Source organism: Geothrix terrae (assembly GCF_022808775.1).
GTDB lineage: Bacteria > Acidobacteriota > Holophagae > Holophagales > Holophagaceae > Geothrix > Geothrix terrae.
In genome coordinates this window covers 218,731-244,291 of sequence record NZ_JAKZLA010000004.1, presented here as the reverse complement: position 1 = coordinate 244,291, position 25,561 = coordinate 218,731, and the positions used below count along the sequence as shown (strand labels likewise).

The following is a 25,561-nucleotide window of genomic DNA, read 5'->3' as shown; positions in this document are numbered from 1 at the left end:
ATGAAGAAGGCGAAGGGCGCCAAATGAGGCGAAGGGCGCGAATAGAGATGTGAATGGGGAAGCCCTTCGCTCTGCCGTAGGCGGCTTCGCGCGCTTCGCGTTCCGCTTTTGGAGGGACGGGCGATCAGAAGCCCACACGCCCCAAAGGCACGTTCCGGGGCACGGGGTTGCCGCCGAACCGGTCCACGGGCAGGGTGGCGGAGGCCAGGCTGGTGGGCTCGGGCAGGACGCCGCCGTGGGCTTTCAGGAAGCGGCGGAGGTCCTCCCGGAACCAGACGATGAACTCCTGGAAGGCGACCTGGCGGAGCTCCTCCCGGGTGAGCTCGCCGATGACCTCCACCACGGCGGAGGCCGATTCCGGAGGGGCCTTGTAGGTATGCCAGGGCCGGGCCCCGCCCTCGCTGTCACCCGTGATCCGCGACAGGAAGGCCCGGTTCTTTCCGGGCTCGGGCACCTCAGAGGCAGGCTTCCCCCCGGCCAGGAGGCTGGAGGCGAGGCAGAGGCAGACCAGGTGGCGCATGGCCTTGGTGTGAGCCGTGGGCTCCGAAGGTTCCCAGGGGTTGGCAGCTGACAGCTGATAGCTGATAGCTTCAACCCATGCCCATCGCGATCCTCGGACCCACGGCCTCCGGCAAGTCCGCCGTGGCCGTGGCCGTGGCCCGGCGCACCGGCGGCACCGTGGTGAACGGGGACCCGTACCAGGCCATCGCCGGCCTCGCCATCGGCACCGGGCAGCCGGATGAGGCGGAGCGGGCCGGAGTGCCCCACCTGGGCTACGGGGAGCTGCCCCTCTCGACCCGTCCCAACCCCACGGCCTTCGGCGCCTGGGTGCGGGGACGGCTCTCGGCCTGCCGCGAGCCGGTGCTGGTGACGGGTTCCGGTCTGTACCTGCGGGGCATCTGGGACCAGCTCAGCGCCCTGCCGGACGTGCCGGCCGTCCTGGTGGATCGCGTGCGGCGCTGGGGCGCGACCCTCGGCACGCCCGCGCTGCACCGCTTCCTGGCGGCGGTGGACCCGGCCCGGGCCGCGGCCCTCCATCCCAACGACAGCGCCCGTGTCCAGCGCGCCCTGGCCCTCCATCTCGCTTCCGGCCGGGCTCCCTCGAGCTTCCTGTCCGCCCCGGACAGGGGCATTCCCGCAGGCTGGCGGGTGCTGGTGGTCGCGCCTGGCCGCGAGCGTCAGCGGGAGCGCATCGCCGCGCGGGTGGCCGCCCAGGTGGCCGCGGGCTGGCCGCGGGAGGTGGCGGACCTGGTGGCCGGGGGCCATGGGGGCGACCTCGAGGCCCTGAGGCCCTTGGGCTATGCGGCCTGGATGGCCGGGGGCGATCCCGCGGCCCTGCAGGCCGCCGTGGTGCAAGAGACCCAGGCCTACGCCAAGCGGCAGGCCACCTGGTTCCGCAACCAGCTGCCCGGAGCGCCCGCGTGGGATCCCGATGCCGAGCCCCTGGAGGCGGCCTTCGCCCGGCTGAGGCTGGCATGAGGCCGACCGCCTGGCACGAGGGGCGCACCTCCCTGGACCTGCTGCGCGGCGCGGACTGGGCCTGGGTCGGGCTGCGCTCCGGCGATGGCCTCAACCGCCTCCACAGCGATCTGCTGGTGGCCCTGGACCGTCTCTTCATCGAGCTGCGGGGAGGCGGCGCGCGCCGGGTGGCCCTCAGCGGCTCCGCCTGGATGACGGGCCGGGGCCACCACTTCACAGCGGGCGCGGACCTGCACGAGGTGGGGGCCCTCGACCCCAGGTCGGCGGAGCCCTTCTCGCGCCGGGGCCAGCGCGTGATGAACCACCTGCTCTGGCCCGGCTGGCGCACCCTCACGCTGATCTCCGGCGTGGCTATGGGCGGCGGCTGCGACCTGGCCCTGCATGGCCAGGAACGCTGGGCCGTGGCGGCCGATCCCGTCACGGGCAAGGGCGGTCTCCGCCTGGCCCATCCGGCGGCGAAGCACGGCATCCTCACGGGCTTCGGTGGCACCGTCCGCCTTCCGGAGATCCTGGGCCGCGACGGCGCGGACCGGTTGTTCCGGCATTTCGAGACCTGGGGCGCGGCCGAGGCGCTGGCCGCGGGCGCGGTCCACCGGGTGCTGGAGGCGGACTCGGCGGGACCGGCCGTGCGGGCCTGGCTCGAGGCTACCGTCCCACCGCCGCGAGGATCGCAGGGACGGCCATGATGAGCATGAAGCCGCAGCAGCAGATGAGCACGAGCGGCGTCAGCACGGCGCAGATCCCGCGCCAGGCCTCCGTCTTGTGCATCCGTGCCAGGCCCATTCCGATCACGACCAGGCCGGCGATCTGGATCAGGAAGCCGAGGGTGGGAATCCAGGCGCCGAGCTGGATGAAGGCCGAGGCGTAGCCGTAGGCGCGGATGCTCTGGCCTACGCCCACCCCGGGCTTGAGACCGCCCCACATCCAGAGGAAGGCGTGGCTCAGGGCGCCGAAGACCACCATGCCCAGGAAGGTGAAGAGGGGCATGAGCAGCAGCAGGGCGCCGAAGACGAGGGGCATGGCGGCGGCGATGACCCGGCCTTCGGGTTTGCCGGCCTCTTCCAGGGCCGCGACCATGATGCCCATGCCGAGGAGGAAGAACAGCAGGGCCGTGACGAGGAAGACGGGGACGGACATCAGGAGGAGGAATCGCCACGGTGCGCCGAGGCCGCCGGTGGTGGGGACTCGGTCGAAGAGCTCCATGGGGTTGCTGAAGACCAGGCGGAACATGGCTCCCACCCGGGCCCAGAAGCCGGGGAGGGCTTCGAGGTCCTCGAAGGGGATGGGGCGGAGGGGGGCCGGAGTCTGAGTTGGGGCAGGGTCAGGGGAAGGCGGCGCGTCCAGCGGCGTGGCCGGTGGCAGGGGATCGATCGGGCCTGGGATGTCGCTCATCCGTCGCTCCGGAAGGAAGTGCCTAACCTATCACGATTCCTTGAAGTCCCTGGGCCTGAGGCCCAGCTTCTCCAGGCGCGAGAGCAGGGTGGAGGGGGCCAGGCCGGCGACCGCCGCCGCGCCGTCGGCACCGGCGATCTTGCCGCGGGTGTGGTGGAGCAGCCGCTCCAGGTAGGCCCGCTCCTGGGCCTCCCAGGTGTGGGGGCGTCCCGATCTCTCCACGCCTCCGCGCGCGGCCAGGGCGCCCGGAGGCAGCCGGAGCTCACGGCCCGTCGAGAGGATGGCGGCCCGCTCGAGCACGTTGTTCAGCTCCCGCACGTTGCCGGGCCAAGGGTAGGCCTCCAGCTGCTCCAGGACCGGGGCCGGCAGGTGGATGGCCGCGCGGCGGTTCTCCCGGGCGAACTTGTCGAGGAAGCTCTCCGCCAGGGCGGCGATGTCGCCGGGCCGCTCGCGCAGGGGCGGAAGGTGGATGGGGAACACGCTGAGGCGATAGAAGAGATCCTCCCGGAACCGCCCCTCGGCCACGGCCTTGCGCAGGTCCGCATGGGTGGCTGCCACGAGGCGCACGTCCACCTTCCGGGGCTTCTCGGCGCCCAGCGGGTCGATCTCCTTCTCCTGGATGGCCCGCAGCAGCTTGGGCTGGAGGTCCAGGGGCAGATCGCCGATCTCGTCCAGGAAGAGGGTGCCGCCGTCCGCCAGCTCGAACCTCCCCTTCCGCGCCGACGCGGCGCCGCTGAAGGCCCCCTTCACGTGGCCGAACAGCTCGGACTCGATGAGCGTCGCGGGCAGGGCGCTGCAGTTCACCTTGATGAAGGGCCGCTCGCGGCGGGGCGAGAGATGGTGCAGCGTCTGGGCCACCTTCTCTTTGCCCGTGCCGGTCTCGCCGGTGACGAGCACCGTCGTCACCGTGGGGGCCACCTGCCTCAGCTGATCCAGAATGGCGCGCATGGCGGGGCTCTCAGCCCGGAGCGGCTCCTGCAGGACATCCCGGCGCTGGACCTCCCGGAAGTAGCTGACCTCCTCCGCCAGGCTCCGCTCTCGTTCGGCCAGGCGGCCCAGGTGTTCGGCCTGCTTGATGCCCAGCGCCAGCAGCGAGGCGAAGACACCCACATGGTGCAGCACGCTCTCGGGATATTGGCGGCACACCATGGCATCCAGGGTCATGAGGCCGAAGGTCTCACCCTGGCTGCGCAGGGGGGCCACCAGGCAGCTGTGGCCGCGTGGCATGTCGAGGAGGCCGTGGAAGGTGTCCTCGCCGGGATCCTCCTCTTCGAAGGTGGCGGGTTTGGATCGGGCCTTGAGGGCGTTCAGCAGGCGGAGGTTCCCCCGGACGGGGATGAGGGCCTTCGCGAGTTGGGGCGTGGCCAGGGGGCCCACGGCATAGGCCACCCGGAGGGCCTCCCCCTCCCGGAGCAGGACGGTGGCCAGGTCGTAGGGCACCAGCTGGCCCAGGCGCTCGAAGGCATGGGCCACCATGCGCTCCGGCTCCTCGCCGAGGGTGAGGAGGACGCCTGCCTCCTCCACCAGCCGGGCTCCCGTGAGGGCGGTCTCGAGATCCAGCGCGGCCACGGGCACCTCCTGTTTGATTCTCGATATTTCGAGAGTCCAGTCAAGCCGCCAATCGGGTGCTAATCCCCCGCCTAGTCCGATCGGTATACTGCCTTACCTCCGTAAGGACACGCTTGACCCCTGACGCCACTCATTTCGGTTCCTACCGTCTGCTTGCCCGGCTGGGCGAAGGCGCCATGGGCGAGGTCTGGAAGGCCCTGGACCTGCGCCTCGAGCGGGAAGTGGCCCTCAAGATCCTCAAGGATGCCGATGACCTGCGCCGCAAGGCGCTCATCGGCGAGGCCAAGCTGGCCTGCCAGCTCAATCATCCCAACATCGCCCACATCTACGACGCCGGGGAGGTGGACGGCATCCCCTACATCGCCATGGAGCTGGTGGAGGGGCAGACCCTCCGCACCCTGGTGGGCCATCCCCTGGATGGGAACGCTCTCCAGGACCTGGCGCGCCAGGCGGCCTCGGCCCTCTTCCATGCCCACCAGAAGGGCATCGTCCACCGGGACATCAAGCCCGAGAACATGCTGCTCACGGACGATGGCCAGCTCAAGATCCTGGATTTCGGCATCGCGCGCCGAGGGGTCGAGGATCTCCCCATGGGCCAGACCTCCCACCACATGACCCTGGTGGAAAGCACGGCGCCGGGCTACAGCCAGGGGACGCCGGCCTACATGAGCCCCGAGCAGGCCAACGGCCAGCCGCTCACGGGCCAGTCCGACCAGTTCAGCCTGGGCGTGGTGCTCTACGAACTGGCCACGGCGACCCACCCGTTCCGGCGCGCCAGCCTGGTGGATACGCTCTACGCGGTGACGCGGGACGAGCCCCGGGCCCTGTCGGAGCTGCGGCCGGACCTTCCCCGCACCCTCCAGGACGCCATCCACCGCCTGATGGCCAAGTCCGCGAGGGACCGCTTCCCCAACCTCCAGGCCCTGGCGGCCGGACTGGCCGAGGACAACCCCACGGCCACCATCCCGCACCTCAGCCTGTCGGCGGTGCGGATCCAGCGGACCCGGCGCCGGTGGCTGCTGGTGTCGGCGGCGCTGGTGCTGGTGGCGGGAGGGGGCGTCGGCGCCCTGCTGGTGCGGCGGGCCCTGGGCACCGGGCTGGGCGAGGCGCGGCGGGCCTCCCGGGTGGACTTCACCAAGGGCCGGCGCGTGGTGGCCATCCTGCCCCTGGAGCAGCTGCAGCCGGATGCGGAACATGCCTGGCTCAGCAACAGCTTTGCCGACGCCATGGCCTACGGGCTCGTCCGGCGGGAGGACATGCTGGTGGTGGACCGCCTGCGGGTGGTGGAGGCCATGAACCAGCTGGGCGACACGCCGGGGAGGGCCCCGAAGGCCCTGGGCGAGCTGGGGCGCCAGCTCAAGGCCGAGCTGCTGGTGCTGGGCAGCTTCCAGGTGGTGGGCGGGCAGATCCGCATGGGCGTCCGGGTGGTGGACGCCGCCCACGGGGCCACCACGCACCAGTTCCAGCTGGACCGTCCCGTGGGGGACCTCTTGAAGATCGAGGACGAGCTGCAGCAGCGCCTCCCGCAGGAAATGGGCCTGGCCGGCGAGGCCGGCGCGCCCAGGATCCAGGCCCGGAACCCCCGCACCCGGGAGCTCTACACCAAGGCGCAGCAGGTGCTCACCGAGGGCAACCAGGATTCGGTCCAGCTGGCCAACTCGCTCCTGCAATCCGCCATCGAGATCGAACCGGATTACGCGCCAGCGCGCGCCGAGTATGCCTGGACCCTGGCGGAACTGGGCGCCACGCGCGCCCTCAGCCAGGGGCGCTTCGCAGAGGGGCAGGCCCTGCTGCGCCAGGGGAAGGCGGCCGCCGAGACCGCCATCGCCTTGGATCCCGGCGCCTCGCAGGCCTACCGGGCCCTGGGCTCCATCCTCCTGCGCCTGGGGGATCTGGAGGGTGCCAGCCGGTCGGCCCTCCAGGCCGTGCGCCTCGACCCGGCCGACCACCGGGCCTATGACGTGCTGGCGGACGTCTTCGCAGGGCTGGAGGGGTCGGACAACCATGCGGCCGCCCGCCGCTACTTCGAGAAGTCCCTGGAGCTCTTCCCGGAGGGCTGGCAGGCCCACCACCGCTACGGGGTGCTGCTGCAGAACGAAGGCGACCTGGCGGCGGCGCTCCAGCACGCGGATCGCGCCATCGCCCTGCGTCCCGCGGCCGAGTACGCCTATGTCACCGCCGCCGACGCCCTGCTGTGGATGGGCCGGTCGGCGGAGGCCGAGCTCCGGCTGCGGGCGGGACTCCGGGAGGTGCCGGGCTCCAACGTGCTGCGCAGCCTCATGGTCTATGCGGCCTGGGACCTGCAGGACACCGGCACCGCCGAAGGCTACCTGCGGGAGCTGGAAGGGGCCTGGCCTCCGGACCACTCCAACACCGTCCTGCTGGCGGGGCTGAAGAAGGCCCTCGCGGGGGACTCTGCCGGGGCCCTGGCCCTGTTCGAAGCCCACCGGCAGAAGGTCCTCGCCTCGGATCTGGCGGCCAAGAAGCACAACGAGCGGCGGGTGCTCTCGGTGAACCTCTATTTCATGGCCCGCATGGCCGCGAAGCTGGGGAATGCGGTCGAGGCCCGGAGCCTGCTGGAGCTGGCGGACCGCCTGCACCCCGGCAAGCGCCGGGTCGCCCAGCAGGACCCCGCCTTCCGCTGAGCGGTCAGAGCGCCTTCCTGGCCTCGGTCACGAGCGCTTCGATGCGGCCGCGGACCTCGGTCATGAGGGCCTCCCGATCGGCGAGCGCCGCAGGATCCACCGGCTCGCCCACCGCCACCACGTACCTGCCCGGGCGGAGGCGGAGGCTTCCCGGTGGCAGCACTTCCCGGCCGCCCACGGTGGCCATGGGGACGATGGGCACGCCGGCGTCGAGGGCTAGGGCGAAGCCGCCCTTCTTGAAGGGCAGCATCTCGCCGGTGCGGCTGCGGGTGCCTTCCGGGAAGATCACCACGTTCTTGCCGCCCCGGATCTCGTCGGTGGCCTCGCGGATGCTCCGGATGGCCCGCTCCCGGTCGCGGCGATCGATGAAGATCACGCCCGCGACCCAGGCCGCCCAGCCCACGAAGGGGAGGTACTTCACCTCCTTCTTGGCGATGTAGACCGCCGGCACCGGCAGGATCCCGATGAGGACTGGAGGATCCAGCTGGCTCTCATGGTTCGACATGAAGATCACGGGCTGGCGTCCCTCCCGGACGGCCTCCGGCAGCCGCTCCCAGCCCGTCAGGGCCAGCGGGATCCGGCAGAACCAGCCCAGCCCCCGGGCGTACAGCGGCCCGATGCCGAAAAAGGCGCGGCGGCGCCCGAGGAAGGGAACGGCCAGCAGGATGCCGAGCACGACGACCGGTACCAGGACCATGCCCCAGACCGCCATCACAACTGCGCCCCATCCGGTGTTTCGCCAGTTGGCCACAATGCCCCTCCGTGATATTCAACCTATCAGTTCCGGAGGTTTCCCGTGGGCATCACCGAGCAGATCCTGGCTGATCACGCCACGCGGAAGGGCCACGACGGCGTCACCTGGTTCACCGCGGAAGACCTGGCGCGCCTGGGCATCCACGACCGGCTCTTCACCGTCATGCAGAACGTCCAGCACACCCTGCGCCTGCGGAAGGCCCGGCAGGTGGTCGAAAGCCACGGCTGCACGGACCGGTGGAGCCTCGAAGACGCGCACTGAGGCCGCCAGACGCGAAGCGGCCCGACGCCTCGGGGCCTCGGGCCGCTTCTCCGCGATGGTCCGGGGGTGGTCCGGATCAGACCTTGACGGCGCCTTCCATCGCCAGGGCGCGGGGATGGAGGATCTGGTTCTCCAGGTAGATGTGCAGGTGCAGGTCCCGCTCCATGGTCTCCAGGCCGTCGTAGAAGGCGCGGAAGGTGTTGCAGCCGTCGGCGGGCACGGTGTAGCTGTCCGTGAGCTCCCGCAGCTCCGCCAGCAGCGCCCCCACGGCCTCATGCTCCATCTCCATGACGCGGATGGGGCTCTGGACGCTCCCGAAGCAGGAGGAGCCTGACTGGCCCCGCTCCATCTGGGTGATGTAGGGGAAGAGGATCTGCTCTTCCTTCATCAGGTGCGGCGTGAGGTCGGCCACCATGGCCCGGTAGAGCTCGCCCACGCGAGCCAGCTCGGGGTGCCGCTCGCCGTGGGCCCGGAGCACCTTCGCGAGCAGCAGCTCCAGGCGGGGCATCTCCTCGCGGAGGTAGTCGTGGTGCGTGGGCACGATGTGCTGGATGAGGTCGGCCAGGGAAGCCGTGGTCCAGTCCTTCAGCGAGGGCACGCCGGCCGCGGGCGGTTCCAGGGTGGCCAGGTCCGCCAGGACCTTGTCGGCATCCTGCTTGGCGAGGCCGCAGGCCTCCCCGAGGCTGCGGTGGCCCCCGCAGCAGTAGTCGATGCCGAGGCGCTCGAAGTAGCGCATGGTCTCGGGACGCGCCATCACCAGCTCGCCCACCTTGGTGTCCAGTTCCACGTTCATGACGGCTCCATCGATGGGGATCACCCCCTGGCACCCAAGATGGGGCCTCCGGGCCGTGAGGGAAGTCACATCTTGACTAAAAAGGTCATATTTTCTTAAATAACTCGAACATCATATTCAAACTATTGAATACAGTGTTTTTAATCTACTGTGATGGACTTCGACACGTTCTTGGGGGCGTCGGGGTGGACGCCGTGGTCGGCCACGGTCAGGCGGTCCAGGTACTCCATCTTCAGCACGGACATGCGGAAGGCCAGGCGCTGCAGGGCCACGGTGGCGGCGAAGACGAAGAGGTTGGCATCGCCGACGGGGGGCACCTCGATGTACTTGGACCAGTAGCGGTCCTGGCCCATGGGCTTCCCCGCCACCGCCAGGGCCAGTTCGGGGTTCCTCTCGGCGATGAGGAGGATGTCCGCGCCGCGGATCTTGTGGGTGTGGATCTGGCTGATGGTGATGCGCACGTCCCGCTCCTCGGCCGGGCACACGAAGAGCAGCGGGTAGTTGGAGAAGCGCGTCTCCACCAGCTCGGGCCAGGCCTGGAGGGCCTCGATGCCACCGGCGAAGGGGCGGCCGTCCCGGTGCTGCTCGTAGACCTCCAGCAGCCCCGCCAGGTCCTGGATGGAGAACAGGGTGTTCTTCCCGAGGATGGTGTTGGGGCCGTGCTTGAACTCGGCGGCGTCGTAGCCCTCCGCATGGTTGAGCACCACCTCGCGGATCTTGAGCGCGCCCTCCCGGGCCAGGCCGATGAGCCCCGTGCCCAGGATGTGGAGCGAGGGCTCCAGGTAGAGGCGCCTGGCGGCCGCCTCCACATCGGTCTCGCAGCGGCGCAGGGTCTCGGCGATGAGGTCCTTGGCCCGCTCCAGGTTCGCCGCGATCTTGCGCTCCGTGAGCGAGAAGGAGGCGGCCAGCACGTAGAGGATGGCCACCTGGTTGAGGAAGCTCTTGGTGGCCGCCACGGCGATCTCGGGGCCGCAGAGGATGGGCAGGTAGAACTCCGACAGCTCCTGCGGGATGCGGCTGTTCTCGTTGTTCACCAGCGCGATGCGGCGCAGGGCGGGCACGCGGGCCCGCACGTCCTGGAAGATGTCCACCAGGTCCTTCGTCTCGCCGGACTGGGTGATGCCGATGAGCAGGTCATGCGGCTGGACCGCGTTCAGGTACATGGACCGGAACTGGCCCGGGTTGCAGGGGAAGACAGCCACGCCCGCCAGGTTGTTGAAGAAGGTGGCCGCCACCAGGGCCGCGTGGTACGAGGTGCCCGAGGCCACCAGGAAGACGCGGCCACCCTCCTTCTGGGACTCTCGGATGGCCTGCACCAGCTCCTGGAGGTGACGGGTGACCCTGCGGCGCTTCTTCCACACGAAGAGCAGGTCGAAGAGGGCCAGGGCCTCCTGGGCCGAGGGATCGAGGCGGCCCAGGTCCGCCAGCAGCTGGCGCTCGTCCGAGACCGGCTGGCCATGGGCGCGCAGCACGTCCGCGTGGGGCTCCACCCGGGCGGCCAGCTCCCGGTGGATGGGTTCCGCCAGCAGGGCCCCGAAGGCCTTCCGCAGGGCCGTTTCCTCTGGAGCCTCGTAAAGAGCCAGGACCTTGGCCACCAGGGCCTTGCAGAGGTCCTGGCGGTCCTCGAAGGCGGCGAAGAGGCCCTCGGTCCCCGCATCGCGGAAGTAGTAGCGCAGCACCTCGTCCAGGTTGTCCGGGGCCGAGGCGATCTCCTGCTCCATGAAGTAGCGGTAGGGCGGGCGCAGCCCCGTGTCGCGCACGTTCAGCTTGGAGCGCTTGGGCCGGGGCACGGAGAAGGCCAGCTCCTTCCCCAGGGTGAACACCAGGTACTCGCGCTCCGTGAACCAGATGCCCTCGCCCTCGGAGAGGGGGATGAGCATGCGGGTCTTGGAGAGCACGGAGGTGAGGTCGCTGGAGACCACCACGAACTCACCGTGGGTGTCGCTGCCGAGGCCCGCGTAGAGGGACGAGCCCGACTTCACGGCCACGACCCCGGGCACCTTGGGATCGGCGAAGGCCGCGGCGTACGAGCCTTCGGCCCGGGCATCCGCTTTCCGGGCTGCATCGATGAGCAGGAAGGCGCCCTCGGGAACCGCGCCCTCCAGGCCGGAAGCCCCGTAGGCGGCTCGGCAGGCGGCCAGGGCCGGTCCGGGCTCGGCCAGGTTGGCGGCGTAGGCGTCCTCGGTGAGGTGGGTGATCATCTCCCCGTCGTTGTCGGACTTCACCGCGTGGCCCTGGGTTGTGAGGGCGGGCTTGAGCGCGTCCGTGTTGGAGATGTTGCCGTTGTGGGCGCCCACCAGCTCTACCTTGCAGCGCACATGGTGGGGCTGGCTGTTCACGTCGGTCACGGCGCCGTAGGTGGCCCAGCGCACCTGGCCGATGAAGCGCTGGCCCCGCTGTTGATCGATGCCCAGCTCCGGCACCACGCGGCTGGGGGCGCCCACCTTCTTGAGGAGCGTGATGACACCGTCCGCGCCGATGAAGGAGGCGCCCGTGGAGTCGTAGCCGCGGTATTCCAGCCGCTTCAGCAGCTCCCCGGCCTCATGGCCCATGGCGGCGACTTCAGACGCATAGCAGAGCGAAACGATTCCGCACACGGTGGGACCTCCAGCCCTCATCCTCGGACGGAATCGCCGGTTAGGGAACCGGATCGATGCCGCCGCTCGTCAACGGCGAGCAGCGGATGAGGCGCCAGGTGGTGAGCAGGCCGCCCCGGAGGGTGCCGTACTTCTGGATGCAGCCCAGGCCGTAGTGGCTGCAGGTGGGGGTGTACTTGCACTGGGTGGGCAGGTGGCTGGAGAGGGTGGCCTGGTAGGCGCGGATGGCGCCCCGGCAGATCCAGGCGGAGGGCTGGAAGCGCACGGGCAGGAAGGCCTCCACCACCAGGTAGAGCCCCATGGCCGCCAGGGGGTGGGCCGCCAGCCAGTCCAATGCCCTAGGCCTTCGCCGCATCCGCTTCGGCCTTGACCTTGCGCGCTTCTTCCAGGAAGGCGGGGACCAGGTCCTCCTCCTTCACCTTCCGGATGAGCTCGCCCTTGCGGTAGATGAGGCCCTCGCCCGCGCCGCCGGCCACGCCCAGGTCGGCATCCTTGGCTTCGCCGGGCCCGTTCACCACGCAGCCCATGACGGCGTAGGTGATGTTCTCGTGGTTGATGGCCTTGAGGCCCTCCTCGATCTCGTGGGCCACGCGGTTGAGGTCGATCTGCACCCGGCCGCAGCTGGGGCAGCTCACCATGCGGAAGCCGCCGCTGCGCAGGGCGAGGGACCGCAGCAGCTCGTGGCCCACGCGGCACTCGTCCTCCCCGTCGCCCGTCAGCGAGACACGGATGGTGTCACCCAGGCCCTCGGCCAGGAGGATGCCCATGCCCGCGCTGGAGCGGATGGTGCCGCCGAAGGGCGTGCCGGCCTCGGTGATGCCGAGGTGGAAGGGGTAGTCCACCTGCTTGGCCAGCAGCCGGTAGGCCTGCACGGTGCGGATGACGTCGCTGGCCTTGAGGCTGATCTTGATGTCGCGGAAGCCCTCGCGCTCCAGCACCTCGATGTGGCGCAGGGCGCTCTCCACCATGGCCTCGGGGGTGGCCGTGCCGAACTTCTCGAGCAGGTCCTTCTCCAGGCTGCCGCCGTTGACGCCGATGCGGATGGGAATCCCCTTGGCCCCGGCCTTGTCCACCACGGCCTTCACCCGGTCCTGGCCGCCGATGTTGCCGGGGTTGATGCGCAGGCAGGCGGCGCCGCCGTCCGCGGCCACCAGGGCCAGCCGGTAGTCGAAGTGGATGTCGGCCACCACGGGGATGGGGCTGCGGTCGCAGATCTCGTGGAAGACCTCGCCGGCCTTCTTGGTGGGCACGCTCACCCGCACGATCTCGCAGCCGGCATTGGCGTAGTTGTAGATCTGCTGGACCGTGGCCTCCACGTCCCGGGTGTCCGTCTTCGTCATGCTCTGGACGGTGATGGGGGCGTCCCCGCCCACCGGCACCTTGCCCACCAGGATCTGGCGGGTCTTCCGGCGGGGGGCGAGGGGCTGGAGTTCCTGGTCGGACATGGGACCTCGACATCAAAGATTTCAGTGTACCCACCTATGTCGTCCGCCGGACCGCCCGCCGGGCCGTCGACCGGGTCGCTCGCTGGGCCTCGGCCCAGACGGCCCTGGAGGCCCGGGGCCACCCCATGCCGGAGGATTCCATGCGGCCGTGGGCTTGCGCTGAGCCTTGGAAGCCTTGCTACACTGGCCCCTCACCCCGAGGCCCCCATGATCATGAACTCACGCAATCACAACGACGTGCTGATCCTATACCCCGAGGGAAAGATCACCCTGGGCGATGGCGACCAGGAACTGGGCGAAGCGGTCCGCACCTCGCTCACCAACGGCGCCCGCAAGATCGTGATCAACTTCAGCAAGGTGAGCTACCTGGATTCCTCAGGCGTGGGCGAGCTGGTGGGCTGCTACACCTCCATCAAGGGCAAGGGCGGAGAGCTGCGCATCTGCGGCATGAGCGGCAAGATCTTCAGCCTCATCAAGATGACCAGCCTGCACTCGGTCTTCGAAGTGAAGGACACCGAGGAAGAGGCCCTCGCCGGATTCTGAGGCGGTGCGTTCTCGCGCCGCCCTCGGGTGCAGCCTCCTGGCCCTGGCTCCCCTCGTGGGTCAGGAGGTTGCGTCCGCCCGTGTGGTGACGGCGATCCGGATCGAGGGGGGAAGCGTCGATGACCGGCGTTTCGCGCAGGCCGCCCTGGGGCTGAAGCCCGGGCAGATGGTGGATCCGGCGGCCTTCCAGCAGGCCCTGACCGCCGTGCGCCTGGTGGACCGCTACCGCACGGTGGAAGGGACCTTCGGTGGAAGCGGCGAGATCCTCCTGCGCCTGGACCCGTTGCTGCCCCTGGAGACCTGGCGCTGGGAAGGGGATCCCCTGCCCGCCGACCTGCGCAAGACCCTCCTGCCGGAAGTGCGGAAGGGGCAGCGGCTGGGGACCCAGCGCCTGGCGCTGCTGGAACGCAGCGCCGAGCAGCGCCTGAGGGAGGCCGGGTACCGCCAGGCCGATGTGAAGGCCGTGGTGGACGAGGGGGGCCGGCAGCTTCACCTGGTGCTCAGCCTCGGAGCCCCGCGGCTCATCCAGGAGGTTCGCCTGGAGGGGGATCCGGCGCCGTACACGCGGGAATACCTGCTGAAAGTCGCGGGCATCACGCCCGGCCGCACGCACTGGACCCCGATCGTCCAGCGGGAGGCCCAGCGCCGCCTGCGCCAGCGGCTGGTGAAGGACCGCCGCATGGAGGGCTCCATCCGCCTCGCCCCCGCGGACGGAGAGGGCGGCGTCCTCGTGCTGGAGGTCAAGCCGGGGCCGGAGGTCACCCTGAAGGCCAAGGGCATGGACCTGCTCGGCCCGGTGCTCTGGGGACGCCCCCGGCTGCTGGAGTTCGTGCCTCTGGCCCGGGCCGAGCGCTACTCGCCGAGCGTGCTGGATGAGGGCGACGGCCGGATCGCCGCCTACTACCGGGACCAGGGCTATCCCGAGGTCAAGGTGTCCCACGAGCGCGTCGTGGCGGCGGGCACTGCCGAGCGGCCCGAGGCCGTGACCATCACCTACACCGTGGAGACTGGTCCCCGGCGCGTCCTGGGCACCGTGCGCTTCGAGGGGAACCGCGAGCTGTCCGACGCGGAACTGGCGCGGGCGGTGAGCCTCCCCAAGCGGTTCCTCTTCCTGTCGCCGCACGCGAAATCCGAGGCCATGAAGGCCCTGGAGGACCGCCTCACGGCCCACTATCTCCAGCGCGGATTCCCCGAGGTGCAGGTCCGCCGCCGTGTCGAAGTCGGGAAGAGCGGCGCGGTGGACGTGCGCCTCATCATCCGCGAAGGGTCGAGGCGGTTCCTGGACGCCCTCGTGCTGGAGCTCCCGTCCGATCCCGCCTTTCCCAGGGACCGGCTGGCCCGGAGCCTGCTGCTCTCGCTGGCGGACCATCCCGTGTCCGTGCGGGGCACCCAGCGCTACCGGTCGGACCGGAGGCACCTCCAGGGGTTCGAGGGCACCCTCGAGCCTACGCCGGAGGGGGCGCGGCTGAGCTTCAAGCCGCCGCTCCCCCTGGTGCGCAACGACTTGGCCCTGGTGGTCTCCGACCTCCGCCAGCGGCTCTCCTCGGTGGGATCGGCCAACCCGCAGGTCAAGATCTCCTTCGAGGACGATGAGACCCATCCCGTGGTGCGCATCCAGGTGCCCGCCCAGCCGCTCGATCGCACGCGCCGCCTGGTCGTGCAGGGCAGCGACCGGACCCGCGCCGAGGCGGTGCTGCGCGAATCGGGCCTCGCCTCGGGCATCCCCCTGAATCCGGCGAAGCTGGACGAGGGCCAGGTCCAGCTCGGCGGCCTCGGGGCCTTCCAGCGGGTGGACCTTCTCACCATGAAGGACCTTCCGGGCCAGGAGAACCAGCCCTGGGAGCGCGGAGACCTGGCCCTGCGCCTTCAGGAACGCAGCCCCTGGGTGTTCACCGAGTCCTTCGGCTACGACAAGACCCAGGGCTACCACTTCGGCCTGAATGCCCAGCGCCTCAATGTGGGCGGCATGGGCCGGACCCTGGACTTCGGCCTGCGGGCCGGGGACCAGACCCTGGACAGCCCCTTCCTGCGGAAGGCCTTCCCCACGGGCGATATCAAGCGGTCTGTGGACAGCTACAGCATCGGCTACACCGATCCCTGGTTCCTGCCGGGCTCCCTGGACACGCTGCTGGCGCCCCGCACGCGCTTCCGGGTGGAGGGCGCCTACATCGAGGAGGCCCAGGCGGCTTTCTTCGCCCGCCGGCGGCGCTTCACGCCGAGCCTGGAGTGGAAGATCAGCCCCGTGCAATCCGTGCAGCTCGGCTACCGCTTCGAGCGCGTGGAGGTGGCCTCCAACACGGACAGCAACGGCGTACCCCTGCTCGCGGACCAGGATCTCTTCCTCCTCGCGCGCACGCCGGCCCGGAGCATCATCTCAGCCCCCTACCTGCAGGTGGTCGTGGACCGCCGGGACAAGCCCTTCGATCCCACCCAGGGGACCTTCTTCTTCGGCCGGCTGGAATTGGCGAACCAGGTCTTCGGCACCTCCATCAACAGCAGCTTCGTGAAGCTGGATCTGCGCCAGCAATGGAACTGGCCCATGGGCTTCCATGCGGAGAACGGTGTGGTCATGGCCAGCGTCCGGCTGGGCCTGGCCCGTCCCACCGCGCAATCGGCCAAGGACCTGCCGCTGTCCGAGCGGTTCTTCGGCGGGGGATCCTTCACGGTGCGAGGCGTGGAACCGGACATGCTGGGTGACGTCCAGCGCACGGATTCTTTGGGAAACCTGCTGCCCCAGCCCATTCCGCTCGGCGGCCAGGGGCTGGCGGTCGTGAACCTCGAGTACCGCTTTCCGCTGTTCGGCATGCAGAGCGTCTGGGCCGAGGTCTTCCTGGACAGTGGCCAGGTCTACCGGAGCCTGACCGCCGAAACCGATCCCGTCACCCTCCAGCGGATTCCACCCTCCTTCCCGCCCCTCCGCACCACCCTCGGGGTGGGCCTGATCCTGAAGCTGGGCATCCCCCTCAAGCTCGAATACGCCGCCGACTGGAAGCGCATCATGGGGCGCCCCCGCACCCAGGACGAACGCGACACCCAGCTCAAGAGCCTGCTCATCTCGGCCGGATTCCAGTTCTGAGCTGGGTCCGGTCCCCCGCCGCCTGAAGAGGGGGCGGGCTGCTCCAGGACGTGGTTCCGATCGGAAGGGGCGGACGTCTACCGCTGGGGGCCCAAAAACGACCGTTCGCCTGTTTTTTCTTCCTGAAGATAAGCGGGAGCCCATATTGACGCCCTTCGTTCCGGGTTCTTCCATGGCCATTCGCATGGATTTGGGTGACCTGGCACTCCAATCACCGCTGTCGCGAACGGGTTGCGGCCATGGCGGCGTCCCACGAGCAACCCGGTTTCAGGAGGACCCCATGCTGTCCAAAGCCGCCCTGGATTTCCTGCTTCGCCTGACGGACTGGTTCCATGGCCACTGGGAGGATCCCGAGTGGGGGAAGCGCCCCACCACCCAGATCCTCATCGCACTGGCGCTCCGCGACCTGGCCACCGGCCTCCATGACGCGGAACTCCGTGGCCAGATCCAGGCCGCCGCCGACAAGGTCATCGCAAAGAACGGCCAGGTCGTGACCCGGGCCTGACCTCTCCAGGCGTCCGCTGTGCACTTCCGGGCGATCCGAGATCGCCCGGAAGGAGAGGAGCCTGGGAGCCCTCCCGACCGGCGCCATGGGGTGGTACCGCGTTCATCCCCTACAGCTCCATGTCCATGATCTTCCGGACTTCGCAAAGCGTCTTCTCGGCCATCTCCCGCGCGTGGCCGATCCCTGACATGAGGACGTTCCGGATGTGGTCCGGGTTCTGTTCCAGGAGCTTTCTTCGCTGCCGCATGGGACGCAGATGCTCGTTGAGGGCCTCTGTGAGGATCCGTTTGAGCATGCCTGCGCCCCCATCGCCGATGCGGGCCGCGATGGATTCGGGGGCTTCCCCGCTGGCGAGGGACGCCAGCAAGAGCAGATTGGCCACCTCGGGGCGCGTCTCCGGTTCGTAGGTGATGATGCGGTTCCCATCGGTCGTGGCGGACCGGATGAGGGCGGCCGTCTCATCCTCGGAGGCGCTCAGGGCGATCGCATTGTTCCGGCTCTTGCTCATTTTCAGGGAACCATCCAGACCCTTGATCTGGGGAGCTGCGCTCAACAAGGCCTGTGGTTCAGGGAAGACCGGGCCATAGCGGGCATTGAAGCGCCGGGCGATGGTACGGGTCATCTCGAGGTGGGGCAGCTGATCCTTGCCCACGGGAACCAGGTTGGCCTTGCAGAAGAGGATGTCCGCCGCTTGATGCACGGGATAGGTGTACATGCCGGCATTGATCTGCTTCGCCCCTGTGGCCTGGATCTCCTCCTTCACCGTGGGGTTCCGATCCAGCTCCGCATTGGTGACGAGCGTCAGGAAGACCACCAGGAGCTGGTTCAGCTCGGGCACATGGCTGTGGGGGAAGATGAAGGTGTGGGCGCAGTGGGGGTCCAAGCCTGCGGCCAGGTAATCGAGGGTGAGCTCTCGAACGTTCTTGGCGATGCCTTCGCAAGCCTCCCGATCCGTCAGCACCTGGTAGTCCGCGATCACGATGAAGGAGGCGACACCCAACCGCTGCAGCCGAACCCGATTCTGGAGTGTGCCGAAGAGGTGCCCGACATGGAGCCTTCCCGTGGGCCGGTCTCCAGTGAGGACGCGGAATTGATCCGGGTGGTCCAGCACCTTCTTTTCCAGCTCCTCGCTGCGGAGGCGAGCCGCTTCGAAGGTGTCTTGAGGGGTCGTGGTGGGTGCGGTCATGGGATGGTCTCTTGTCCAAATCAAAAAAGCCCGCCGGAACGATCCGACGGGCCTGAGGAGCGGTTAGCAGATTGCTAGGGGTTCACGCGCCTTGCCCATCGGTGGCGCCACCACCAGTCAGCACGATGGGAGAGGTTGGAATGCATGAAAACACCCGGTTCCTTCAGGTTCACTCGGCTTGGACAGGCCTGTCAAGGCGAGCGGCGGGACCTGAATGCAGGGATTACCCCGTACTGCTGGAGATGGACTGGGGTGTTTCGCGGATGTCGCAGAAGGGGCGAACGATCGGTCAGGCCAGATCGGTGCGGTCCCCGCGGGTCGTCGGATGGGAGATGACCAGGAACTCGACGGGATCGCGGAAGGGATTCTTGAACTGATGGGGCATGCCACGCGGGATGTGGATGCCCTCGCCCGCCGAGAGCTGGTGGTCCTCACCATTCAATTCCATGACAGCTTGGCCTGCGAGGATGAAGAAGAACTGCTGTGCGGTGGCGTGGACATGCCGCCTCTCGGACTTTCCCGGCGGGACCCTCTCCTGGATGACGTGGAGATCGTCGCCCTTCAGAAGATGCCAACCATCGCACTGATCGCCCCACACATAGTGATCAGCATTCTGGATCGAGACCGGGTGCATGGAAGGCTCCAATGAGAGATGGCATGAAAGAAGGGATGAAGCAGCTCCGCCAGAAACCGACTTCAGCATGAGGGTGGAGCGGTGTGTTGAAATATGCATGCGTGTGGTTGATCGGCTGGTCATGGATTGGGCCGGGACTCGGGGCTGCCACGACTGGGGCCGGACCGTCAGGGTCTCGAGGGCGGGTGGGGCTCGTGTAGACGAGCGGCGAGGTCCTCCAAAAGGGTGGCATCGGTACCGCAGCACCCGCCGAAGATCTGGAATCCATGATCGCGGCGGAGGGTCAGCATCGATTCGCTCAGGGAAGCAGAACCATCGCAATGAAGCTCTGCACGGCCATCCAGCTCATCAGGGTCCAGTGTCGAGGCGTTCGCCTGGATGCCGATCAGGCGCCTCATCGAGGGTCGGTTGCGGTTGACCCCAGCCGATAGGCCGGCGCGGACATGGTCCGGATGGACGCAGTTCACCATGAAACAGAGTGGCGTGCTGGCATCGTCGATGGCGTCAATGGCCTCGTGGATGGGCGTCCCGTCGAGGAGACAGCCCCTCCGCGTGACGATGAAGCTGATGATGAAAGGCAGCCCTGTCTCCCCCATGGCCCTGGCCAACCCTTTCGCCTCGCTAAGCGACGGGATCACGCCAGCCATGAGGAATTCCGCGCCCCCTTCCAGGCAGGCCTGGCATTGGGTGCGATGGAAGGACAAGGCCTCCTCTTCCGGAAGCGCTTCTTGAGGTTGATAGGCGTTTCCCTTGGTACCGAGAAGGCAGCCGATGTAGGTGGAATCCCCGAAATCGGCGGCGATCTCACGGAGGAAGGCCACCCAATCCTGATGGATGTTCCGGTTCGCGAAACGGGAGACGCTGATCCTGTCTGGATTCGATCGCCGGGTTGAGGTCGTGATCAGGATCGGCAAGGAGGCGCTGCGGGCGATCTGGAGATAGCTCCGATAGATGCTGGCCAGAGCCGTGCGGGCATGGGCATCGTAGATGGATCCCCCATAGACAAGATGGTCATCCGCGGGAATCAGGAACTCCCGGCGCATGCGTTCGACCACGGCCGCCTCGGTCAGGAAGCATTCCCCGAGCAGCAGACGCTCCCTTAGTTGAGATGGCTGATCCACGGCTGGTCTCCTCTGGATGGTTCCCCGGTTGGAAAGGCTGGTCGGTCCGGTGAAGGAGGGCCCTGGTGGGAGCGGCTTCACCCCTTGGAGGTTTTCCAGGAGATCCGTGTGAGCTTCTGGGGGGCAAGTACGGAGCGAACCCAGGAGATGCGCCCTGCTTCGTCCACCTCGACCAGCAGGACCCAGCGAGGGGCCCGCGGCCCGGTCTCCGGGACGTCCCTCTCTCCGACCTGGGCAGGCAATCCGTTGACCTCCCGGAGTTGCAGCCGCATGGAGGGATCCTGCCGCGCGATGAGCAGGAAGAACTGGGCGATGGCACGCGCCCTCAGAATGGGGATCTCGGCAGATGCGTAGATCCCGCCCCCATCCCCGCAGGCCTTGGCATCCGGGGTGAACAGGGACTCCAGGGCCTCCAGGTCCTGAGCGGCCAAGGCCTCCTGGAACCGCCGGAGGGCCCGACCCGTGAGCTCCCGCTTCCTGCTTGTCGGGTAGCTCGGCCGCTTGAGCACTTTCCGCGCCCGGTGCAGGGTCACCTTCACGTTGGATTCTGAGATGCCCAGGAGTTGCGCTGTTTCATCCACGGAATGATCGAACACCTCCCGGAGAAGGAACACCGCCCGCTGCTGGGGGCTGAGGTCCTCCAGGGCCACCAGGAAGGAGTAGGATCCGGTCTCCAACAGGTCGAAATGCTCCTGGGGCGCCTCGACCACGCAGTCGGAGGCCTCCCATTCGACGGGGCCCGGGAGCCAGACTCCCGGATAGGGCCGCGATTTCCTGCGCCGCAGCAGATCCTTGGACAGGTTGACGGCAATGGCCGCCAGCCAGGGGCGAAGGGGAGATTCCTGGTCCGCGGGTGGACGCTTGAGCGCGCGAAGGAAGGTCTCCTGCACGACGTCATCGGCATCGGCGGGGGATCCCGTCATGCGGTAGCTGAGCCCCCACAGCAGCTTCCGGTGGGCTTCGAAGGCTTCGGCCAGGGCGGTGGAGTCCATGGTCCCCTCGGCATGGAAGGGAAAGGATCGCACGCGCCGACGTCGGAGCCCCTCCGTACTCCGGGTTTGGGTCTGCGATCTGGCTTGCATGGTGATTTCCTGCCCTTTGCCCCCCCCCGGGCCACTGGTTCAGGAGGGGGCATCCCTAAGATCAAAGGACCTGGCCATCCGGCTATTGCATCCCAGATGCGCCTACGATCAGCCAGAGGAACCGGGCCTAGTCACCCGCAAGCAGCGCCGCCGCCGACCGGGCGACATAGCCCCCGGCCGGAGTCCGGAAACCGATGTTCAGCCGGTTCCAACCATTGATGGAGACGATGGCCAGAGTCAGGTCGACCAACTGGGTCTCGCTGAAATGGTTCCGGACCAGCTCGAAAGTCTCATCCGGCACACCCCCCTCCGGGAGGCGCGTGAGGACCTCCGCCCAGGCCAGCCCGGCCCGTTCCCGTTCGGAGTACAGGGCGGCCTCCCGCCAGCTGCTCAGAAGGTAGAGCCGCTGTTCGGTTTCACCCGAAGCCCTCAGTTCCTTGGTGTGCATGTCGAGGCAGAAGGCGCAGCCGTTGATCTGGGAGACCCTCAGCTTGACGAGCTCGACCAGCGACGGCTCCAGCCCCGATTTGCTCACGTGTATTTCCAAGCCCAGCATCGCCTTGAAGGCACCCGATGAAGCCTTGGTGTAATCCAGTCGAGGTTGCATTGCTTCTCCTTGTTTGCTGGCATCCATGGCAAGAAGCCGCGAAGGATGCTTGTTGTGGGTTTGGCGCGTCATTCAGGGTCCCGCCCGTCCTTGGGATGGGGATCCTGCTCGGCTGCCCCTTCAACAGACGACACGCATCCGGGCGCCGAAAGGTTACAGGCCCATGTGGCTTTTGGAAACCAACAGTCCGGCCTAGGGGGTTCGAGCTTTTCCTGGCTGGTTGGCGCGGGCGGTCTCGACCATTCGACCGAAGCGGAGCGGAGGGAGGATAGGACGGAATCCGCGGAGCGGATTGCCGCCCGAAGGGCGAGGGGCGGAGCCCCGAGTCAGCATGCGTCCGGCTGGGCACGGGGCCTGATCGCCTCCGGCCCTCCACTGGAGGGCCTCCAGCGGGCCCCTACCTGCCCGCCGGACTTTCTCGGCGGCTCGAGACCGCCCGATTGGAGATACAGAAAAGGCCGCAAATGCGGCCTTTGGCTGGTTGGCGCGGGCGGTCTCGAACCGCCGACCCCTACCGTGTCAAGGTAGTGCTCTACCCCTGAGCTACGCGCCAGCGCGAAGCTCTATCTTAGCGGAACGGGGGCGGCTGTCGAGCCTCCAGGCGGGGCGGGGGTCAGCTGTTCCAGTACCAGAGCAGCAGGGCGGCCAGGGTGCCGAGGATCACCAGGGTCCATTCGGCGGCGTAGGGATGATCCAGGGTGAACCGGGCGAGGGGCACCTGGGGATGAAAGTGGGGATGACCATGAGGATGGGGGTGGGCGTGGGTGGTCATGGGAACCTCCGATCCTGAGGACCACGGTCCATACCCAACATCGGTCGCGAACTTGCCCAGCGCCATCCAAACCCTCCGGAAAGGGTCAATGGTGAACGTGGGTGGCCGGCCAGAAGAGCCAGGCGAACAGGGCCCCGATCAGGATCAGCAGCCAATCGATCGAGGGGTCGTGCGCGAAGTCGTGGCGGCGGAGGAAGTGGGCGGCCATGGCAGCCTCCATCCGGGGGACACCCGTCCACCTTGAAGGTGGGGCCGAACCGGCGGGGCGGCCGTGACTTTCCTGGAAATTCTGGTGACCGGGCTATTCCACCGTCACCGACTTGGCCAGGTTGCGTGGCTGGTCTACGTCGCAGCCTCTCAATACCGCGATGTGGTAGGCCAGCAGCTGGAGGGGCACGGCGTAGACGATGGGCGCCAGCCAGGGATGGACGGCGGGCAGTTCCAACACGTCCTCGGCGATGCCCGTGAGTCCCGTGTCGCCCTCGGTGACCAGGGCCAGGATGCGGCCGTCGCGGGCGGCGGCCTCTTGGAGGTTGCTGAGGGTCTTCTCGCGGTGGGCGTCGTGGGGCATGAGCGCCACCACAGGCAGGGTCTTGTCGATGAGGGCGATGGGACCGTGCTTCATCTCGCCGGCCGGGTAGCCCTCGGCGTGGATGTAGGAGATCTCCTTCAGCTTCAGTGCTCCTTCCAGAGCGATCGGATAGCAGGGGCCGCGACCCAGGTAGAGGAAGTCCGTGGCGTCCTTCCAGCGCTGGGCCCACTGGATGATCTGGGGCTCCAGGCTGTTGAGGCGCTCCAGGTGGGCGGGCAGCTCCCGCAGGCCCTGGAGCAGCTCGGCCTTGAGCACCGCATCCACGGTGCCCTTGGCTTCTCCCAGCTTCAGGGCCAGCAGGGTGAGCACGGCCAGCTGGGTGGTGAAGGCCTTGGTGGAGGCCACGCCGATCTCCGGGCCCGCGTGGGTCAGGATCGTGGCCTCGGCCTGGCGGGTGGCGGTGGAGCCCATCACGTTGCAGACGGCCAGCGTGCGCGCCCCGCGGGCGGCGGCCTCCTTCATGGCGGCCAGGGTGTCGGCGGTCTCGCCACTCTGGGTGATGCCGATGAGGAGCGTGCCCGGCTGGATCACGGGTTCGCGGTAGCGGTACTCGCTGGCGTAATCGACTTCCACGGCCACGCGGCTCAGCTGCTCGATGAGGAACTTGCCCACCAGGCCCGAGTGCCAGCTGGTGCCGCAGGCCACGATGTGGATCCGGTTGAGGTCCGCCAGCTCCTGGGCGCTGAAGGGCAGGTCCAGGGGGATCGTCTCCCCATCCAGGGGCAGGCGGTTCAGCAGGGTGTTCGAGAGGGCCTGGGGCTGCTCGAAGATCTCCTTCTGCATGAAGTGCTTGTAGCCGCCCTTCTCCGCGGCGATGGGATCGTAGGGGATGGTGTGGACCTGGCGGTGCGCCTCGCTGCCGTCCAGGCGGAAGATGCGGGCGCCCTCGCGGGTCAGCTCCACCAGGTCACCGTCTTCCAGGAAAACCACCCGACGGGTGTGGGGCAGGAGGGGCACCACGTCGGAAGCCAGGAACGTCTCGCCTTCGCCCAGGCCCAGCACCAGCGGGGGGCCGCTGCGGGCGGCGAGGATGCGGTCCTGGTCCGAGGCCTGGAGGCAGGCCAGGGCGTAGATGCCTCGCATGCGGCCCACGGCCTCGCGGAAGGCCTCGGGAAAGCTCATGCCGTGCTTCATCAGGTGGGACACCATGACGGGGAAGCACTCGGTGTCCGTCTCGGAGCGGAAGGTCTCGCCGGCGGCCCTCAGCTCGGCCCGCAGCTCCAGGAAGTTCTCGAAGATGCCGTTGTGCACGGCCACCACCTGCCCGTCGCCGCTGCGGTGGGGATGGGCGTTCTCCTCCGTGGGCCGGCCGTGGGTGGCCCAGCGGGTGTGGCCGATGCCCAGGGGCGTGGGGTCCGACAGGTCCACCTTCTGCGCGAGGTTGGCCAGCTTGCCCGAGGCCCGGATGACGCGGAAGCCATCCTTGGGGTCCGACAGGGCCACGCCCGCGCTGTCATAGCCCCGGTATTCCAGGCTCCTCAGGCCGTTCACCAGGATGCCCGCCGCACCCTGCTGGCCGATGTATCCGACGATGCCGCACATGTCGACCTCCGTTCCTGTCCGCGTTCACCTTAGCGCGCACGGCCAGCGGGACCAATGTGGTGGGAGGGCCACGGCTTGCGGTGGGACCAGGACCACAGATGTGGCGTCCCCGCCACGAGGCGGCCGCGCGGTGGCTGCGGGGCCCCGGTCAGAGGTGCAGCCGCCATCCGAGGCTGTCGGCCACGCCCAGGGCCCCGATGATCAGCAGCACGCAGCCGAAGATGGGCTCCAGCGTTCGGGTGTTCATGCGGACCGCGGTGCGGGCGCCCAGGTAGGACAGGGGAATGGAGCCCAGGCCGAAGATCAGCACGATGGGCCAGGACACATGGCCCAAGGCCACATGGACAACGGTGCCCGGGATGGCGAGGGCGGCGGAGGCCACCAGGGAGCAGGCGAAGGCCGTTTTCAGGGGGAGGCGGAGCACCCTGGCATAGAGCGGCGCCAGCAGGAAGCCGCCGGCGTTGGCGAGCAGGCCCGACAGGAAGCCCACCACCAATCCCACGGCGGCCGCCAGCCAGGTCTTGGCGGCAGGGGCCAGGTCGGGCGCGGCATGCGCCGTGGTGGGGTGCATCAGGAAGGACAGGCCCAGGCCGGAGATCACCAGGTTGCTGAGGAGGAGGAGGCCGGTGCCGCCCACCCAGTGGCTGGCCCAGGCGCCGGCCACCGTGGCCGGCACGCCCGCCAGGATGCTCCAGAACACCACTTTCCGGTCGTAGAGCCCCTCCTTGAGGTAGGCCAGGCTGGCCACCAGGGTCCCGGGGATGGTGGCGGGAAGGGGGGAGGCCACGGCGAAGAAGGCCGGCACCCCGGCCAGCTGCAGCAGCGGGGTGGCGACGGCGCTCCCCCCCTTGCCGAAGAGCCCACCCATGAAGCCGACGAGAAGACCGATCAGGAGCAGGCGAAGCGACATGCTCCCAGGATAAGTGAAGGCGTCCTCGAAGGGTCCTGGGCCGGGGCGGCGATCCG

Annotated in this window: 24 protein-coding genes and 1 tRNA gene; 7 read left to right on the top strand and 18 right to left on the bottom strand. The window is 68.6% G+C overall.

The window, feature by feature from the left end; genetic code table 11:
- Positions 1 to 124: 124 nt before the first annotated feature.
- Positions 125 to 520, bottom strand: coding sequence for a hypothetical protein (locus MLE42_RS09895; protein ID WP_243287718.1), 396 nt, complete (start codon positions 518 to 520; stop codon positions 125 to 127).
- 77 nt (positions 521 to 597) lie between these two features.
- Between MLE42_RS09895 and MLE42_RS09890 the strand changes: the two genes are divergently transcribed.
- The gene (locus tag MLE42_RS09890; RefSeq protein WP_243287717.1) at positions 598 to 1,479 is read left to right on the top strand and encodes a tRNA (adenosine(37)-N6)-dimethylallyltransferase; all 882 of its coding nucleotides are present in this window, start codon (positions 598 to 600) and stop codon (positions 1,477 to 1,479) included.
- Positions 1,476 to 2,165, top strand: a complete 690-nt coding sequence (locus MLE42_RS09885; protein WP_243287716.1) for an enoyl-CoA hydratase/isomerase family protein — start codon at positions 1,476 to 1,478, stop codon at positions 2,163 to 2,165. Before MLE42_RS09890 ends, MLE42_RS09885 begins: the two co-directional genes overlap by 4 nt.
- Here the strand turns inward: MLE42_RS09885 and MLE42_RS09880 are convergent.
- A complete protein-coding gene (locus tag MLE42_RS09880; protein ID WP_243287715.1) occupies positions 2,125 to 2,871 on the bottom strand; it encodes a YIP1 family protein in 747 nt (248 codons plus the stop codon). The two genes, MLE42_RS09885 and MLE42_RS09880, sit on opposite strands and share 41 nt — an antisense overlap.
- A gap of 30 nt (positions 2,872 to 2,901) precedes the next feature.
- Complete coding sequence (locus tag MLE42_RS09875) at positions 2,902 to 4,440, bottom strand: sigma 54-interacting transcriptional regulator (RefSeq protein WP_243287714.1); 1,539 nt, start codon at positions 4,438 to 4,440, stop codon at positions 2,902 to 2,904.
- A gap of 113 nt (positions 4,441 to 4,553) precedes the next feature.
- Between MLE42_RS09875 and MLE42_RS16150 the strand changes: the two genes are divergently transcribed.
- Positions 4,554 to 7,085, top strand: coding sequence for a serine/threonine-protein kinase (locus tag MLE42_RS16150; RefSeq protein WP_275975837.1), 2,532 nt, complete (start codon positions 4,554 to 4,556; stop codon positions 7,083 to 7,085).
- Between the two features lie 4 nt (positions 7,086 to 7,089).
- On the opposite strand, the gene MLE42_RS09855 is transcribed toward MLE42_RS16150, so the two are convergent.
- Positions 7,090 to 7,836 carry a lysophospholipid acyltransferase family protein gene (locus MLE42_RS09855; protein WP_243287713.1) on the bottom strand — a complete coding sequence of 249 codons (747 nt, stop codon included), beginning with the start codon at positions 7,834 to 7,836 and terminating at the stop codon, positions 7,090 to 7,092.
- A gap of 45 nt (positions 7,837 to 7,881) precedes the next feature.
- Between MLE42_RS09855 and MLE42_RS09850 the strand changes: the two genes are divergently transcribed.
- Positions 7,882 to 8,100 (top strand): hypothetical protein, encoded by a 219-nt coding sequence (locus MLE42_RS09850; RefSeq protein WP_243287712.1) that lies wholly within the window; start codon positions 7,882 to 7,884, stop codon positions 8,098 to 8,100.
- 76 nt (positions 8,101 to 8,176) lie between these two features.
- Here the strand turns inward: MLE42_RS09850 and ric are convergent, their stop codons facing one another.
- From ric to ispG, 4 genes are all read right to left on the bottom strand, one after another.
- Positions 8,177 to 8,893 carry an iron-sulfur cluster repair di-iron protein gene (gene ric, locus MLE42_RS09845; protein ID WP_243287711.1) on the bottom strand — a complete coding sequence of 239 codons (717 nt, stop codon included), beginning with the start codon at positions 8,891 to 8,893 and terminating at the stop codon, positions 8,177 to 8,179.
- Positions 8,894 to 9,033: 140 nt separating this feature from the next.
- A complete protein-coding gene (locus MLE42_RS09840) occupies positions 9,034 to 11,490 on the bottom strand; it encodes an SIS domain-containing protein (protein WP_243287710.1) in 2,457 nt (818 codons plus the stop codon).
- A gap of 40 nt (positions 11,491 to 11,530) precedes the next feature.
- Positions 11,531 to 11,791 (bottom strand): membrane protein insertion efficiency factor YidD, encoded by a 261-nt coding sequence (gene yidD, locus MLE42_RS09835; protein ID WP_420843092.1) that lies wholly within the window; start codon positions 11,789 to 11,791, stop codon positions 11,531 to 11,533.
- A gap of 37 nt (positions 11,792 to 11,828) precedes the next feature.
- Positions 11,829 to 12,935 (bottom strand): flavodoxin-dependent (E)-4-hydroxy-3-methylbut-2-enyl-diphosphate synthase, encoded by a 1,107-nt coding sequence (gene ispG / locus MLE42_RS09830; protein ID WP_243287708.1) that lies wholly within the window; start codon positions 12,933 to 12,935, stop codon positions 11,829 to 11,831.
- A gap of 207 nt (positions 12,936 to 13,142) precedes the next feature.
- Here ispG and MLE42_RS09825 point away from each other — a divergent pair, with 207 nt between their 5' ends.
- The 3 genes from MLE42_RS09825 to MLE42_RS09815 all read left to right on the top strand — a co-directional run bounded on the left by MLE42_RS09825 (position 13,143) and on the right by MLE42_RS09815 (position 17,059).
- Entirely contained in the window at positions 13,143 to 13,478 is a 336-nt protein-coding gene (locus MLE42_RS09825) for an STAS domain-containing protein (RefSeq protein ID WP_243287707.1), read from the top strand.
- A 4-nt stretch (positions 13,479 to 13,482) separates the two neighbouring features.
- Positions 13,483 to 16,554 (top strand): BamA/OMP85 family outer membrane protein, encoded by a 3,072-nt coding sequence (locus tag MLE42_RS16290; RefSeq protein ID WP_243287706.1) that lies wholly within the window; start codon positions 13,483 to 13,485, stop codon positions 16,552 to 16,554.
- Positions 16,555 to 16,834: 280 nt separating this feature from the next.
- Positions 16,835 to 17,059, top strand: a complete 225-nt coding sequence (locus MLE42_RS09815) for a hypothetical protein (protein WP_243287705.1) — start codon at positions 16,835 to 16,837, stop codon at positions 17,057 to 17,059.
- Positions 17,060 to 17,168: 109 nt separating this feature from the next.
- Here MLE42_RS09815 and trpS read toward each other — a convergent pair whose 3' ends face one another.
- From trpS to MLE42_RS09770, 10 genes are all read right to left on the bottom strand, one after another.
- A complete protein-coding gene (trpS, locus tag MLE42_RS09810; protein ID WP_243287704.1) occupies positions 17,169 to 18,245 on the bottom strand; it encodes a tryptophan--tRNA ligase in 1,077 nt (358 codons plus the stop codon).
- A gap of 289 nt (positions 18,246 to 18,534) precedes the next feature.
- Positions 18,535 to 18,879 carry a cupin domain-containing protein gene (locus MLE42_RS09805; protein WP_243287703.1) on the bottom strand — a complete coding sequence of 115 codons (345 nt, stop codon included), beginning with the start codon at positions 18,877 to 18,879 and terminating at the stop codon, positions 18,535 to 18,537.
- A 167-nt stretch (positions 18,880 to 19,046) separates the two neighbouring features.
- Complete coding sequence (locus MLE42_RS09800) at positions 19,047 to 20,000, bottom strand: homocysteine S-methyltransferase family protein (protein WP_243287702.1); 954 nt, start codon at positions 19,998 to 20,000, stop codon at positions 19,047 to 19,049.
- Positions 20,001 to 20,077: 77 nt separating this feature from the next.
- Positions 20,078 to 20,992, bottom strand: coding sequence for a sigma-70 family RNA polymerase sigma factor (locus MLE42_RS09795; protein WP_243287701.1), 915 nt, complete (start codon positions 20,990 to 20,992; stop codon positions 20,078 to 20,080).
- 217 nt (positions 20,993 to 21,209) lie between these two features.
- On the bottom strand, positions 21,210 to 21,689 hold the full coding sequence (locus MLE42_RS09790) for a carboxymuconolactone decarboxylase family protein (protein WP_420843091.1): 480 nt from the start codon (positions 21,687 to 21,689) through the stop codon (positions 21,210 to 21,212).
- Between the two features lie 478 nt (positions 21,690 to 22,167).
- Positions 22,168 to 22,242, bottom strand: a tRNA-Val gene (locus MLE42_RS09785).
- A gap of 60 nt (positions 22,243 to 22,302) precedes the next feature.
- Positions 22,303 to 22,461, bottom strand: coding sequence for a hypothetical protein (locus MLE42_RS09780; protein ID WP_243287699.1), 159 nt, complete (start codon positions 22,459 to 22,461; stop codon positions 22,303 to 22,305).
- Positions 22,462 to 22,546: 85 nt separating this feature from the next.
- Positions 22,547 to 22,669, bottom strand: coding sequence for a hypothetical protein (locus MLE42_RS16140; protein ID WP_275975836.1), 123 nt, complete (start codon positions 22,667 to 22,669; stop codon positions 22,547 to 22,549).
- Positions 22,670 to 22,762: 93 nt separating this feature from the next.
- Positions 22,763 to 24,595, bottom strand: coding sequence for a glutamine--fructose-6-phosphate transaminase (isomerizing) (glmS, locus tag MLE42_RS09775; protein WP_243287698.1), 1,833 nt, complete (start codon positions 24,593 to 24,595; stop codon positions 22,763 to 22,765).
- A 148-nt stretch (positions 24,596 to 24,743) separates the two neighbouring features.
- Positions 24,744 to 25,505, bottom strand: a complete 762-nt coding sequence (locus MLE42_RS09770; protein WP_243287697.1) for a sulfite exporter TauE/SafE family protein — start codon at positions 25,503 to 25,505, stop codon at positions 24,744 to 24,746.
- Positions 25,506 to 25,561 lie beyond the last annotated feature (56 nt).